This is a genomic window from Pseudomonas sp. B6002, assembly GCF_013385985.1.
GTDB lineage: Bacteria > Pseudomonadota > Gammaproteobacteria > Pseudomonadales > Pseudomonadaceae > Aquipseudomonas.
On record NZ_JACAOY010000012.1, the window covers coordinates 123212 to 137159 of the forward strand.

A 13948-nucleotide genomic window follows, 5' to 3' on the forward strand; every position below is an offset into this window, starting at 1 on the left:
GCACGCGAGGTGCCAGTCAGTTAGGTGCGGCTTAAGCTGCTACCACGACAACGCGTACGGTGGCTTCAACTTCGGCGTGCAGGTGCACGGCTACGTCGAATTCGCCTACGTTGCGGATGGTGCCGTTCGGCAGACGAACTTCGCTCTTCTGCACTTCAACGCCGGAGGCGGTCAGTGCATCAGCGATGTCGTGGGTGCCGATCGAACCGAACAGCTTGCCTTCGTCACCAGCGGTGGCAGTGATAGTCACTTCCAGCTCAGCCAGTTGGGCAGCGCGAGTTTCGGCCGAAGCTTTTTTGTCTGCTGCTGCTTTTTCCAGCTCAGCACGACGCTCTTCAAACGCAGCCAGGTTGGCAGCGGTTGCAGCGGTGGCTTTGCCGTATGGCAGCAGGTAGTTACGACCGTAGCCGGCCTTAACGTTCACTTTGTCGCCCAGGTTGCCCAGGTTGGCGACTTTTTCCAGAAGGATCAGTTGCATGTGAAAATCCTCTAACTTTTAACCTTCACCGTTCGCGTTATCGGCGTCTTTCGACGCCAGACGACCGCGAAAATCAATCAGGCCGTCGACAATGGCCAAGACCACGAGTAACGGATAGATCAGCTGCATGAACAGCAACAGCGTGACGTACAACCCCACCAGCCAGAACTTGGCCAGGCGCTTTCGCGCAACGAGCCCATGAATCAGGGCCAGCCCGGCAAACACCAGCGGTACGCTGCAAATCGGCGCCAACAAGGCCATCTGTGGACCTAACTTCGGCCCGACAACCATGCACGCCAGCAGCAACATCGCCGGCCCCGCGGGGATTCTGATATCGCGAAACTCGCGACCAAAACCACCCGGGTTGTACAACAACGCCTGCCAATAACGCCCAAGAATCAGGCTCAGCACGCTGACGACCTGCAACAATGCCGCAATCAGGCCGGTCAGGACCGGTGCAATCAGTGACGCAAGTTGCGCTCGCTCATCTACCTCCAATTGCTGGTAGAGATCCCCGAGGGCCAGCGGCAGGATCTTGACGATCTCCTGTGCCAGCACCTCGATTTGCGGGCGGAAAGCCGCGCCAAGCATCACTGAATACACCAAACCCAATGCCACGCTGACCAGCAGCGTACGGACCCAGGACTCACTTGCGCGTAAAACCAACGCAAGGCTCGATGACCCCAGCAGTACCAGAAGTACCCGTGGATCACCAAATTGCAGCCACCAGATCAAGGCCGGCAACAATCCCAGGGCAAGAACGCCAAGGGCGTCCTTCAAACCGCGCCGCAGCAGCACAAGGCAACCTGCGGCAGCACCCAACCAATAAAGCAACGGCAATGCCGCACATCCGGCCACTACCAGAGTGGCCTGCACGCGACCGCGCATGATGAACTCAGCTAAGGCGCGCATGCATTCAATCCCTTACTACTTGTCGACTGCCCGGTCTCAGCGGCCGTGGCTGTCGGTGTAGGCCAGCAGGGCCAGGAAGCGGGCGCGCTTGATAGCGGTGGCCAGCTGACGCTGATAACGAGCTTTGGTACCGGTGATGCGGCTTGGAACGATTTTGCCGGTCTCGGATACGTAGGCTTTCAGAGTGTTGAGATCTTTGTAATCGATCTCTTTCACGTCTTCAGCGGTGAAGCGGCAGAATTTACGACGACGGAAGAAACGTGCCATTTGATAGGCTCCTTAAAAGGTCCGTGGATTACTCGTCAGCGTTATCGCTGTTGTCGCTGTCATCACCATCAACGCCTTCGGCGTCGGAGTGCTCAGGACGGTCGCGACGCTCACGGCGCTCACTGCGGTTTTCTTCAGCCTTGAGCATCTCGGATTGGCCGGTAACGGCTTCTTCGCGACGGATGACCAGGTTACGGATCACTGCATCGTTGTAGCGGAAGTTGTCTTCCAGCTCGGCCAGGGCCTTGCCAGTGCACTCAACGTTCAGCATCACGTAGTGAGCCTTGTGAACATTGTTGATTGCGTAGGCCAGTTGACGACGGCCCCAATCTTCCAGACGGTGGATTTTGCCGCCGTCTTCTTCGATCAGCTTGGTGTAACGCTCAACCATGCCGCCGACTTGCTCGCTTTGATCCGGGTGGACCAAAAAGATGATTTCGTAATGACGCATGAATGCTCCTTACGGGTTGTAGCCTGCCGCTCAAAAACGGTCAGACAAGGAGTGAATGACACTTATGGATCTTGCCGCGGGGAGGCACATAGGCGCCTGCCAGGAAGGCAAGGGGCGCAATTGTAGAGAAGGGGGAGAAAGGGCGCAAGGTGATTGGTGATTATTTGAACAATCACCTAAACACCAAAAACCATTGCAGGAGCCGGCCTTTGTGGGAGCCGGGCTTGCCCGCGATGCAGGCACCTCGGTCTTTCAGCAATACTGAGGTGATGCTATCGCAGGCAAGCCAGCTCCCACACAAGCCGGCTTCTACAGGGTGAGGCAGTTATTTCTTCGGCTTGGCCTTGGCGCCACGCTGGCGCTGGGCTTCGAACAGGCACACGCCGGTGGCGACCGACACGTTGAGGCTGCTGACGCTACCGGCCATCGGCAGGTGCACCAGGTAGTCACAATGCTCACGGGTCAGGCGGCGCATGCCTTTGCCTTCGGCACCCATGATCAGGATGGTTGGGCCGGTGAGGTCCTGGTCATAAATGCTGACCTCAGCCTCCCCCGCCGTGCCCACAACCCACAGGCCGCGCTGCTGGAGTTTTTCCAGGGTGCGCGCCAGGTTGGTCACGGCCACCAGCGGAATCACCTCCGCCGCGCCACAGGCCACTTTACGCACCACGGGCGTCAGCGTGGCAGACTTGTCTTTTGGCACGATGACCGCCAGCGCACCAGCAGCATCCGCCGAACGCAGGCAGGCGCCGAGGTTGTGCGGGTCGGTCACACCGTCCAGCACCAGCAGCAGCGGCGCGCCTTCGGTACGGTCGAGCAGCTCGTCGAGCATCGCCTCGCCCCAGACCTGGCTCGGGCTGACATCCGCCACCACGCCCTGGTGGACGCCTTCGACCCACACATCCATCTCGCGGCGCTCGGCCTGGCCGATGGCAACCTTGTTTTGGGTGGCCAACTCGACCAGCGCCTGTACGCGCGGCTCGCTGCGACCTTCTGCCAACCACACCTGCTTGACGCGCTTAGGGTGGTGACGCAGCAGTGCTTCTACGGCGTGGACGCCGTAGATTTTTTCCAGACTCATGACTTGGCCTTAGGTTTGCGCGACCCGCCGCTCTTGGCAGGGGCCGAACCCGCTTTGGGCGGGCCTTTACGGTGTTTACTTGGCTTGCTCGACGGTTTTTCCGACCCGTGGGACTTTCCCCCAGACGCCGCTTTACCACCGCTTTTGGCTTCGTTGAGCAACTGCTGCTTCAACTCGCGGCTCTTGCGCACTTCGGCATTTTTTGCCGCAGCGTCGCTTGGGCGGTAGGCTTCGGGGGCCTTGTCCTTGGCAGAAGAACGGCGAGCCGGCTTGGTTGGCGCAGGCTCGGTGGCTGCTGCTTTCACAGGAGCGTCTTTGCCTTTGGCGGCCGGCGTCGCGGTTTTGCTGCCGCGGTTTTTACGGTTGCCAGGCAATTCGGCCGGCTTGTCGGACATACCGAAGTCGATCTTGCGCTCGTCGAGGTCGACGCGCATGACCTGTACTTCCACCGTGTCGCCCAAACGGAAGCTGCGACCAGTACGCTCGCCCGCCAGGCGGTGATGCACAGGGTCGAAGTGGTAGTAGTCACCCGGCAAGGCGGTGACGTGCACCAGGCCTTCGACGTAGATATCGGTCAATTCGACGAACAGACCAAAGCCGGTCACGGCCGTGATCACGCCCGGGAACGACTCGCCCACGCGGTCTTTCATGAACTCGCATTTGAGCCAGTTCACCACGTCGCGGGTGGCTTCGTCGGCGCGGCGCTCGCTCATCGAGCACTGCTCGCCCAACTGCTCCAGGGCCGCTTCGTCGTACGGATAGATCCGCGCCTTCGGAATAGTCATGGCACCGGCGCGCTTGACGTGCGGGGTGTTCTGCTTGGAGTGGATCACACTGCGGATGGCGCGGTGCGTGAGCAGGTCCGGGTAACGGCGGATCGGCGAGGTGAAGTGAGTATACGCCTCGTAATTCAGGCCGAAGTGGCCCTGGTTATCCGCGCTGTACACCGCCTGGCTCAGGGAGCGCAGCATGACGGTCTGGATCACGTGGTAATCCGGACGGTCCTTGATGCTGGCCAGCAGAGCCTGGTAATCCTTCGGCGTCGGGCCGTCCTTGCCTTTGTGCAGGGACAGGCCGAGCTCGCCGAGGAACGCACGCAGTTTTTCCAGGCGCTCCGGCGGCGGGCCGTCGTGCACGCGGTACAACGCAGGAATCTCGTGCTTTTTCAGGAATTCAGCAGTGGCCACGTTGGCGGCCAGCATGCATTCCTCGATCAGCTTGTGCGCGTCGTTGCGCGTAGTCGGGGTGATCGCGGCGATCTTGCGCTCGGAACCGAAGACGATCCGGGTTTCCTGGGTTTCAAAATCGATCGCGCCACGGGTGTGACGGGCGCCCAGCAACACCTTGTACAGCGCATACAGCTGCTTGAGGTGCGGCACCACGCCGGCGTATTCGCCACGCAAAGCCTTGGCTTCGCTGGTCTTCGGCGTTTCCAGGATGGTGCTGACCTTGTTGTAGGTCAGGCGCGCCTGGGAGTGAATCACCGCCTCGTAGAACTGGTAGTCGGTCATTTCGCCGGTTTTCGAGATGGTCATCTCGCACACCATGGCCAAGCGGTCGACTTTCGGGTTCAGGGAGCACAGGCCGTTGGACAATTCCTCTGGCAGCATCGGAATCACGCGCTCGGGGAAGTACACCGAGTTGCCACGCACCTGAGCCTCGGCATCCAGCGCTGAACCGATCTTCACATAGCTGGAGACGTCGGCAATCGCCACGTACAACTTCCAGCCACCGGAGAACAGGCGCAGCTTGCCTGGCTTGGCTTCGCAGTAAACGGCGTCGTCGAAGTCGCGGGCGTCTTCACCGTCGATGGTGACGAACGGCAGATGGCGCAGGTCGATGCGCTTCTCTTTGTCCTTCTCTTCCACTTCCGGCTTGAGCTTGCGTGCTTCTTTGACGACAGCTTCAGGCCAGACGTGGGGGATATCGTAGGTGCGCAGCGCCACATCGATTTCCATGCCTGGCGCCATGTAGTTGCCGACCACTTCGATCACGTCACCCTGCGGCTGGAAGCGCGGGGTTGGCCAATGGGTGATTTTCACCTCGACGAACTGACCGATCTTGGCGTTGGCGTTGCGGCCCGGGGTGATCAGCACTTCCTGCTGCACCTTGGGGTTATCCGGCACGACAAAACCAATGCCACCTTCTTCGAAGTAACGACCGACGATGGTCTCGTGACCACGGGACACCACTTCGACGATCACGCCTTCACGGCGACCGCGACGGTCGAGACCGGACACGCGTGCCAGGGCGCGGTCACCGTCGAACACCAGGCGCATTTGCGCAGGGCTCATGAACAGATCGTCGCTGCCATCGTCCGGGATCAGGAAGCCGAAGCCGTCACGGTGACCGGCGATGCGGCCCAGGATCAGGTCGAGCTTGTCCACGGGCGCGTAAGTGCCACGGCGGGTGTAGATCAGTTGTGCATCGCGCTCCATGGCGCGCAGGCGGCGGCGCAGCGCTTCGAGTTGGTCTTCGGTGGTCAGACCGAATTCTTCAACCAGCTGCTCGCGGCTAGCAGGCGAACCCCGATCGGCGAGATGCGCCAGGATCAGTTCGCGGCTAGGAATAGGGTTTTCATATTTTTCCGCTTCACGAGCGGCCTCGGGATCGAGGGACTGCCAATCGGCCATTAGAGAGTTTTCACCTTGTCTATATGCGGGTTAGTTTGGCATACGCGTATTGAAACGGGAAATTTCAGGCATCAACAAGCGTTTAAAAGCCCTTTCCAGCCCCCGCAGTGCACCTTGCATGACCACTGGCGAAAAATTCCAGGCTTTTTTCATGGCAGGGGTTTACAGCTCAAAATCCCCTCCGTATAGTGCGCGCCATCGACGACGGCAACGTTGTTGATGCTGCCCAGGTGGTGAAATTGGTAGACACGCCAGCTTCAGGTGCTGGTGATCGCAAGGTCGTGGAAGTTCGAGTCTTCTCCTGGGCACCAATTTCAAACTCAAGGTTATGCCTTGAGTCTCCAAAAACCCGCGAAAGCGGGTTTTTGCGTTTCATGCCTTTGATTCTTAACGAGATTTTTGATTTATATTTTCGAATCAGGGGTTTACAGATCAAAAAGCCCTCCGTATAGTTCGCTCCATCAACAGCGCAAGCGTTGTTGATAAGCCCAGGTGGTGAAATTGGTAGACACGCCAGCTTCAGGTGCTGGTGACCTTACGGTCGTGGAAGTTCGAGTCTTCTCCTGGGCACCAAATTCAGATCAAACCCGCGAAAGCGGGTTTTTTCGTTTCCGGGGTTTGAAAACTTACTCCCCCGACTCCCTCCTCGTCCGCACCTGAGAAACTTTATCGTTTATCCTTGCAACGATTTGTTGCACTCAAGTGAGGAAAACCCCGGATGATGATCCGCGATACCCGTCTCAAGACATCCCTTCTGCGTGGCCTGACCATCACTCTGCTCGGCCTGACCCTGCTCTCTCCTACCGCCCACTCCGCCGACAAAGTCTCCCTGACCTTGTACAACGGCCAGCATAAAGAAGTCGGCGACGAGCTCGCCAAGGCCTTCGAAGCCAAGACCGGCATTCACGTCAACGTGCGCAAAGGCAGCAGCAACCAGCTGGCCAGCCAAGTCGTTGAAGAAGGCGACCGCTCCCCTGCCGACGTGATCTACACCGAAGAATCACCGCCTCTGAACAAACTCGGCGAACAAGGCCTGCTGGCCAAGATCGACGCCAGCACCCTCGATGTACTGCCCAAGGATTACGTAGGTGCCAACGGCGACTGGATGGGCGTGACCGCACGCACCCGCGTCGTGGCCTTCAACCCGAAACTGATCGCTGAAAAAGACCTGCCCAAGTCCGTAATGGATTTCGCCGGCCCCGAGTGGCAAGGCAAGGTCGGCTTCGTGCCCACCAGTGGCGCCTTCCAGGAACAAGCGGTGGCCATCATCAAGCTGCACGGCCGCGAAGCTGCCGAAGAATGGCTGACCGGCCTGCGTGCATTCGGCAAGGTGTACAGCAATAACATGGTTGCCCTCAAAGCCGTGGAAAATGGCGAAGTGGCCACCGTGCTGGTGAACAACTATTACTGGTTCGCCCTCAAGAAAGAAAAAACCAACCTGGACTCCCAACTGCACTACTTCACCGACGGCGATGTCGGCGGCCTGATCACCGTGTCGTCCGCTGCCGCGCTCAAATCCAGCAAGCACCCCAAGGAAGCCCAGCAATTACTGGCGTTCATGGCCAGTGAAGAAGGCCAGCGCGTGATCACCAATACCTCGGCCGAATACCCTTTGCGCAAGGGCATGGAATCCAACCGTGGCCTCAAGCCATTCAGCGAATTGCAACCGCCGAAAGTCACCCCGGCGGACCTAGGCAACGCTGAAGAGGCCCTGGACCTGGAACGTGACGTTGGCTTGAACTGATGAACCCATCGTTGACCGCCCCCACCCTGCGTGGTGGCTTGAACCCCAGGCGCAAACGCCCGTCGATCTGGCTGCTGCTGCCAGTACTGTTGCTGGTAGGCCTTAGCCTGCTGCCGCTGGTGTATGTCGGACTCAAGGCATGGCAAGCCGGCTGGACGCAGGCGCTGCACCTGCTGTGGCGGCCGTATGTCTTCGGGCTGCTGCGCAACACCTTGGCGCTGATGGTCGGGGTCACGATCACATGCGGCGTGATCGGGCTGTCGCTGGCCTGGCTGCTGGAGCGCAGCAACCTGCCGGGGCGACGCATCTGGGGTGTGATTCTGTGCCTGCCGTTTGCGGTGCCGGCGTTTGTCAGCAGCTTTACCTGGGTGTCGCTCAGCGCCAGCTTTGAAGGCCTGTGCGGCGCGATCCTGGTGATGAGCCTGTCCAAATACCCGCTGGTGTTTCTGCCGGTGGCAGCGACATTGCGCAATCTTGACCCCTCCCTGGAAGAATCGGCCCGCACTTTGGGGCTGAATCGCTGGGGCGTGTTTTTCCGCATTACCCTGCCATTGCTATGGCCTTCGCTTCTGGCCGGAGCACTGTTGATCGCGCTGCACATGCTGGTGGAATTCGGCGCCCTGTCGATCATCGGCCTGCAGACCTTCACCACGGCGATCTACCAGCAATTCGAACTGGAATTCAGCAATGCCAACGCCGCGATGCTGTCGGCGGTGCTGCTGGTGATGTGCCTGACCCTGCTGTGGCTGGAGCTGCGCGTGCGCGGCAAAGGCCGACACGTGCGCATTGGCCAAGGCGCGGCGCGGCACGCCGAACAAGTACGGCTGGGCAAGTGGGCACCACTGGGGCAACTCTATTGTCTGGTGCTGGCGATCATCGGCAGCGGCATACCGCTGGGGATGCTCGGGTACTGGCTGGCCGTGGGTTCGTCGGCGGCGTTTCCGGTTGCCGAGATTGGTGAGGCGCTGCTGTCGTCACTGGCGCTGTCCCTGGGTGGCGCGGCGTTGTGCCTGGTGCTGGCGGTGCCCGTCGGGTTGTTGGTGGTGCGCTATAAAGGCCAACTGGCGATCTGGGCTGAACGCCTGCCTTACCTGTTGCACGCCCTGCCCGGCTTGGTGATTGCACTGACGCTGGTGTATTTCGCCCTGCATTATGTGCCGGCGCTGTATCAGACGTCGGCACTACTATTGATCGCGTATGCGCTGCTGTTTTTGCCGCTGGCCCAGGCGCCGATTCGCACGGCACTGAACAAGGCCGCGCCACAACTGGAAGAAGCGGCACGCACACTGGGCGCATCGTCATTCAGTGCGTTTTGCCGGGTGACGCTGCCGATTATCTTCCCGGCGCTGGGCGCTGCATTTGCACTGGTGTTTCTGGATGCGATGAAGGAATTGACTGCCACCTTGCTGCTGAGTCCGACGGGCCTCAATACCCTGGCGACAGCGGTGTGGGCGCATACCTCGAATGTGGAGTTCGCGGCGGCGGCGCCTTATGCGGCGTTGTTGATAGTGGTGTCGGGGTTGCCGGTGTATCTGCTGACGACGCGGATGTATTTGAGCCGCTGATACCGCCATCGCCGGCAAGCCGGCTCCTACAGGTTATGCGCAATCCTTGTAGGAGCCGGCTTGCCGGCGATGAGGCCAGACCAGGCAACGCTACGCCCTGAACTGCCCCAGACTCGCCTTCAACTGCGCCGCTAACCCATCCAGCACCTTGCCACTGGCCGTGGTCTCCACGACCGCCTGCGCCGCACGCTCGGCCTGGGCATGAATCACCTCGACCCGACCACGCACCGCATGGGCGCCCTGAGCCTGATGCTCGGCCGCACGCGTCGCCAAACCAATCGCCGCATGCACCTGCTCCACCGAAGCCTGCACCGTCTGCTGCAGGCGCACGCTGTCACGCAGCACCAGCAACCCTTCGCTGGCCTGGCGCCCGGCCTTGCCGATGGTTTCCACCGCCTCACGCGCACCTTGCTGCAACGCCACGATATGCGCCTGGATGTCGCCGGTCGAACTCTGGGTCTTGCTCGCCAGCGCACGCACTTCGTCCGCCACCACCGCAAAACCGCGCCCGGTCTCACCGGCACGCGCCGCCTCGATTGCCGCATTGAGGGCCAGCAGATTGGTCTGCTCGGCGATGCCATGGATCACCGTCAACACCACTTCAATCTGCTCGCTTTGCTGCGCGAGCCGCTCGATCACTGTGGACCCGGCCTGCACCTGCCCCGCTAACGCTTCGATCAAGCTGCCGACTTCCGCCGAAGTGCGTGAGTTCTCATCCGTGGCCTGGCGAATATCCACCACCTGCTGCAACGCCGCCTGCATGGCGTGGCTTTCGGCCTGGGCCTCATCGGCCATCTGCGACAGCGCGCGCAGGCTCTCGGCCACTTCATCACGCTGCAAACCCGCCGCCGCATCGGCCCCAGCATTGCGCAGGGTCATCGCGCCGATTTCCACGCCGGTACGCTGGGCCACATCGCCCGCCTCACGCACGATCGGCTGCAACTTATCCACAAAGCGATTGACGGCCGATGCCATGTCACCGATTTCGTCTTTGCTGCTGATCTGCACACGCTTGGTAAGATCGCCCTCGCCCGCCGCCAAGTCGTCCATGGCCGCGATGAGCAGTTTCAAACGATTGACCACACGACGCCCCAGCACGATGGCGATCAGCAGCAACACACCAAAACCCACCAACGCCAAGCCCATGCCGATGCGCCAGCGCAAGGTGCCCGCGGCGTCCTGCACGGCGCTGGTGGTGTTGGCGGTCATCTGGGTGGCGGTGGCTTGCGCGGACTGCAGGCGCGCGCCCATGGCCGCAGCACTGTCGGCCGCTGCGCCCTTGAGGCTATCGCCAACCAATTGATCACCACTGGCGATCAGCGCAGTAAAACGCTTGTCCAGCGCAGCCAGATCAGCTTCCACCGCCGCAGTGGAAACACCCATGCGCACCTTGCCGATCTCCACGCCGTTGGGGCTGATGGACGCTTCGACGTAGAACACGGAAGGGTCATCTTTCGCCGCATCCAGCACTTTATCCAGAGCTCGGTCGCCCTTGCCCTTCTCCAGCAGCGCCTGGTTGATGGGGTTTTCACGGTTGAGGTAGCGGGTCAGATGCTCACCCGCCGCGTCGTCATAGACCACGAACAGCACGTTGGGATTGCGCTGCGCACGCCGGGCAAACTCCGACAACGTCGGCACGTCGCTGTCCCACATGGCGCGGGGTGCCACCGAGGCCAGCAGCTGTGCCATGTCATTGGCAGAGTCTTTCAGGTCTTTTTCCAGGGTCGCACGCAGTTGCTTCTGCTCTTCCTGCAGGCGAGTCGAAAGCCCCGCAGTCAGGCGCTGACGTGTGCTGGTCGACAGGCTGTCCAGGCTGGACGTCACTTCCTTGCCGGCTTGCGCCAGCTCGCCAGAGAGTTTCTGGCTGTCGATACCCAGGCGATTGCCCAAATCCGCTTCCAACGCAGTGACGGTGCTCCGCGTCAGGGCGACGGCCACCAGCACTTGCACCAAAAGAGCGATACCTAGGGTAACGAACACCGGCCGCAATAGCCGGCTTTGTAACAATGAGAGAACGGCAGACACAGGGAATCCCTCCACCACGGGTGCCATTAATTTGATAGCACCGCGAAAGAAAGAACCATAGCAAGGGTCGTGCCGTTTGCCAGCCAGAAACGACAAAGGGCTCCCGAAGGAGCCCTTTGCTTTCTACATCAACAGCTTATTAAGCGAACGGGTGACGCAGAACGATGGTCTCGTTGCGGTCCGGGCCCGTCGAAATAATGTCGATTGGCGCGCCGATCAGCTCTTCCACACGTTTGATGTAAGCGCGAGCGTTAGCTGGCAGCTCTTCCAGGGTTTTGGCGCCCACGGTCGATTCGGTCCAGCCCGGCACTTCTTCGTACACAGGCTGCAGGCCTACGTAGCTGTCAGCGTCGGTCGGGGCCACATCTTTACCTTGCGCATCTTTGTAGCCGGTGCAGATGTTGATGGTTTCCAGGCCGTCGAGTACGTCCAACTTGGTCAGGCAGATGCCCGAGATGCTGTTCACATCGATAGCGCGACGCAGGATAACCGCGTCGAACCAGCCGCAACGACGTGCGCGGCCAGTGGTGGCGCCGAACTCGTGACCTTGCTTGGCCAGGTGCGCACCGACTTCGTCGAACAGCTCAGTCGGGAACGGACCGGAGCCTACGCGTGTGGTGTAAGCCTTGGTGATGCCCAGGATGTAGTCCAGGAACATCGGGCCTACACCCGAACCGGTGGCAACGCCGCCAGCAGTGGTGTTGGAGCTGGTCACGTACGGGTAGGTGCCGTGGTCGATATCCAGCAGGGAGCCTTGGGCGCCTTCGAACATGATGTCCTTGCCAGCACGACGCAGGTCGTGCAGCTCAGCAGTCACGTCCAGCATCAGCGGCTTGAGCAGCTCGGCGTATTCCTTGCACTCGGCCAGGGTCTTTTCGAACTCGATGGCCGGCTCTTTGTAGTAACCCACCAGCATGAAGTTGTGGTAATCCACCAGTTCACGCAGCTTGTCTTCAAAGCGCGGCATGTTAAGCAGGTCGCCTACACGCAGGCCACGACGTGCAACCTTGTCTTCGTAGGCCGGGCCGATACCACGACCGGTAGTGCCGATCTTCAGCTCGCCACGGGCCTTTTCACGGGCCTGGTCCAGCGCAACGTGGAAGGACAGGATCAGCGGGCAGGACGGGCTGATACGCAGGCGCTCGCGCACCGGTACGCCTTTCTCTTCCAGCTTGGTGATCTCGCGCAGCAGGGCGTCAGGTGCAACCACCACGCCGTTGCCGATCAGGCACTGCACGCCTTCGCGCAGTACACCCGACGGGATCAGGTGCAAGACGGTTTTTTCGCCATCGATGACCAGGGTGTGGCCAGCGTTGTGGCCACCTTGGTAGCGCACTACGGCGGCAGCATGTTCGGTCAGCAGATCAACGATCTTGCCTTTGCCCTCATCACCCCATTGGGTGCCCAGGACTACGACATTCTTACCCATAACACTTGTCCTCATTCGCGCAAACTTGGTGCCGGCGATGGCCGGCAGGAAAACTCAAGAAGCCAGTGGCGATACTTGCCAAAGCCCGTTCTGCAGAATCAATTGCTGGTCGCAGTCCGCTTCACGGGCGGCGGCCAATGGCTGCCCAGGCAACGCCTGGACGACACGCTGACCCTCACTGCGCAACTGGCAAACCCGCTGCCAGAGTGCTGCGTCCGTACTGTCGGGCATCCAGATGCCACCAGACGGTAGCTCGACCTCAGCACGCCCCAGGGTCACCAGGGTTTTCAAATCGGTAGAAAAGCCAGTCGCAGGACGCGCGCGACCGAAGTCAGCGCCGATATCGTCGTAACGACCGCCTTGGGCGATGGCTTGGCCAACACCCGGCACAAACACAGCGAACACCACACCGGTGTGGTAGTGGTAACCGCGCAACTCACCCAGGTCAAAGTACAGCGGCAAGTCCGGGAACCGCGCCGACAACTGCTCGGCAATCGCCAGCACGTCGTCCAGCGCAGCCAATACCGGCGCCGGCGCATTGGCCAGACGCTCGCGGGCGGCGACCAGCACTTCACGGCCACCGCACAGGTTCACCAGCGCACGCAGCATGTCAGCCAAGTCGGCAGGCACGCCAGCGGTCAGGGCGATCACTTCATCGATGGCCTTGCGTTGCAGGGCATCGAACAACTGTTGCTCCACTTCACCGGACAAACCGGCCGCACGGGCCAGGCCACGGTAGATACCGACGTGGCCCAGGTCCATGTGCACATCCGGCACGTCGGCCAGTTGCAGCATGGCCAGCATCAAGCTGATCACTTCAACGTCGCTGCTCGGGCTGGCGTCGCCGTACAACTCGGCGCCCAACTGGATCGGGCTGCGGGACGACGACAAGGCACGCGGCTGTGCATGCAGCACACTGCCGGCATAGCACAGGCGGCTCGGGCCTTCACGACGCAGGGTGTGCGCATCGATGCGCGCCACTTGCGGGGTGATGTCGGCACGGAAGCCCATTTGCCGGCCCGATTGCGGGTCGATGACCTTGAAGGTGCGCAGATCCAGGTCCTGGCCCGCGCCGGTCAGCAGGGATTCCAGGTACTCGATATGGGGGGTCACGACAAACTCGTAACCCCAGCTCTGGAACAGATCCAACACCTGCCGACGCGCTACTTCGATGCGCGCAGCTTCCGGTGGCAGTACTTCTTCGATGCCATCTGGCAGCAGCCAGCGGTCTACCGTTGCCATTACGCCATTCCCCTATGATCCGGGCGGCCAGCCCTCGGCCGAGCCTTGAGTGAAGCAGAAAATGCCCGGCCCCTGCATAAACAACGCGCAAGAACGACGTGACGAATGGCCTGCTAGCGGC

Annotated in this window: 11 protein-coding genes and 2 tRNA genes; 4 read left to right on the forward strand and 9 right to left on the reverse strand. The window is 60.8% G+C overall.

Translation table 11 applies throughout. The annotated features are described in order from the left end of the window. Positions 1–31: 31 nt before the first annotated feature. The 6 genes from rplI to rnr all read right to left on the reverse strand — a co-directional run bounded on the left by rplI (position 32) and on the right by rnr (position 5822). Positions 32–478: a 50S ribosomal protein L9 gene (rplI, locus tag HX792_RS16725; protein WP_003171376.1), complete on the reverse strand. Its 447-nt coding sequence runs from the start codon at positions 476–478 to the stop codon at positions 32–34. Between the two features lie 18 nt (positions 479–496). After that, the gene (locus HX792_RS16730; protein WP_176997126.1) at positions 497–1390 is read right to left on the reverse strand and encodes a hypothetical protein; all 894 of its coding nucleotides are present in this window, start codon (positions 1388–1390) and stop codon (positions 497–499) included. 36 nt (positions 1391–1426) lie between these two features. Then, positions 1427–1657: a 30S ribosomal protein S18 gene (gene rpsR, locus HX792_RS16735; RefSeq protein ID WP_002551829.1), complete on the reverse strand. Its 231-nt coding sequence runs from the start codon at positions 1655–1657 to the stop codon at positions 1427–1429. Positions 1658–1685: 28 nt separating this feature from the next. Then, positions 1686–2108 carry a 30S ribosomal protein S6 gene (gene rpsF, locus HX792_RS16740; RefSeq protein ID WP_008035342.1) on the reverse strand — a complete coding sequence of 141 codons (423 nt, stop codon included), beginning with the start codon at positions 2106–2108 and terminating at the stop codon, positions 1686–1688. Positions 2109–2433: 325 nt separating this feature from the next. Beyond that, entirely contained in the window at positions 2434–3189 is a 756-nt protein-coding gene (gene rlmB, locus HX792_RS16745; RefSeq protein WP_038851248.1) for a 23S rRNA (guanosine(2251)-2'-O)-methyltransferase RlmB, read from the reverse strand. Next, positions 3186–5822, reverse strand: coding sequence for a ribonuclease R (gene rnr / locus HX792_RS16750; protein ID WP_176997127.1), 2637 nt, complete (start codon positions 5820–5822; stop codon positions 3186–3188). Before rnr ends, rlmB begins: the two co-directional genes overlap by 4 nt. Before the next feature lie 224 nt (positions 5823–6046). Between rnr and HX792_RS16755 the strand changes: the two genes are divergently transcribed. From HX792_RS16755 to HX792_RS16770, 4 genes are all read left to right on the forward strand, one after another. Next, positions 6047–6133: transfer RNA gene (locus HX792_RS16755), tRNA-Leu, on the forward strand. A gap of 175 nt (positions 6134–6308) precedes the next feature. Then, a tRNA-Leu gene (locus HX792_RS16760) sits at positions 6309–6395 on the forward strand. A gap of 145 nt (positions 6396–6540) precedes the next feature. After that, entirely contained in the window at positions 6541–7566 is a 1026-nt protein-coding gene (locus HX792_RS16765; protein ID WP_176997128.1) for an iron ABC transporter substrate-binding protein, read from the forward strand. Next, positions 7566–9131 carry an iron ABC transporter permease gene (locus HX792_RS16770; RefSeq protein WP_176997129.1) on the forward strand — a complete coding sequence of 522 codons (1566 nt, stop codon included), beginning with the start codon at positions 7566–7568 and terminating at the stop codon, positions 9129–9131. The genes HX792_RS16765 and HX792_RS16770 overlap by 1 nt, the downstream gene beginning before the upstream one ends. A gap of 90 nt (positions 9132–9221) precedes the next feature. On the opposite strand, the gene HX792_RS16775 is transcribed toward HX792_RS16770, so the two are convergent. The 3 genes from HX792_RS16775 to HX792_RS16785 all read right to left on the reverse strand — a co-directional run bounded on the left by HX792_RS16775 (position 9222) and on the right by HX792_RS16785 (position 13827). Continuing rightward, positions 9222–11156 carry a methyl-accepting chemotaxis protein gene (locus HX792_RS16775; protein WP_176997130.1) on the reverse strand — a complete coding sequence of 645 codons (1935 nt, stop codon included), beginning with the start codon at positions 11154–11156 and terminating at the stop codon, positions 9222–9224. A 139-nt stretch (positions 11157–11295) separates the two neighbouring features. Further along, on the reverse strand, positions 11296–12585 hold the full coding sequence (locus HX792_RS16780; protein ID WP_176997131.1) for an adenylosuccinate synthase: 1290 nt from the start codon (positions 12583–12585) through the stop codon (positions 11296–11298). Between the two features lie 54 nt (positions 12586–12639). Beyond that, complete coding sequence (locus tag HX792_RS16785; RefSeq protein ID WP_176997132.1) at positions 12640–13827, reverse strand: ATP phosphoribosyltransferase regulatory subunit; 1188 nt, start codon at positions 13825–13827, stop codon at positions 12640–12642. Between the last annotated feature and the right edge of the window lie 121 nt (positions 13828–13948).

Coding starts and splice junctions, on each gene's coding strand:
- rplI (WP_003171376.1), bottom strand. CDS start 478: ATGCAACTGATCCTTCTGGAAAAAGTCGCCAACCTGGGCAACCTGGGC.
- HX792_RS16730 (WP_176997126.1), bottom strand. CDS start 1,390: ATGCGCGCCTTAGCTGAGTTCATCATGCGCGGTCGCGTGCAGGCCACT.
- rpsR (WP_002551829.1), bottom strand. CDS start 1,657: ATGGCACGTTTCTTCCGTCGTCGTAAATTCTGCCGCTTCACCGCTGAA.
- rpsF (WP_008035342.1), bottom strand. CDS start 2,108: ATGCGTCATTACGAAATCATCTTTTTGGTCCACCCGGATCAAAGCGAG.
- rlmB (WP_038851248.1), bottom strand. CDS start 3,189: ATGAGTCTGGAAAAAATCTACGGCGTCCACGCCGTAGAAGCACTGCTG.
- rnr (WP_176997127.1), bottom strand. CDS start 5,822: ATGGCCGATTGGCAGTCCCTCGATCCCGAGGCCGCTCGTGAAGCGGAA.
- HX792_RS16765 (WP_176997128.1), top strand. CDS start 6,541: ATGATGATCCGCGATACCCGTCTCAAGACATCCCTTCTGCGTGGCCTG.
- HX792_RS16770 (WP_176997129.1), top strand. CDS start 7,566: ATGAACCCATCGTTGACCGCCCCCACCCTGCGTGGTGGCTTGAACCCC.
- HX792_RS16780 (WP_176997131.1), bottom strand. CDS start 12,585: ATGGGTAAGAATGTCGTAGTCCTGGGCACCCAATGGGGTGATGAGGGC.
- HX792_RS16785 (WP_176997132.1), bottom strand. CDS start 13,827: ATGGCAACGGTAGACCGCTGGCTGCTGCCAGATGGCATCGAAGAAGTA.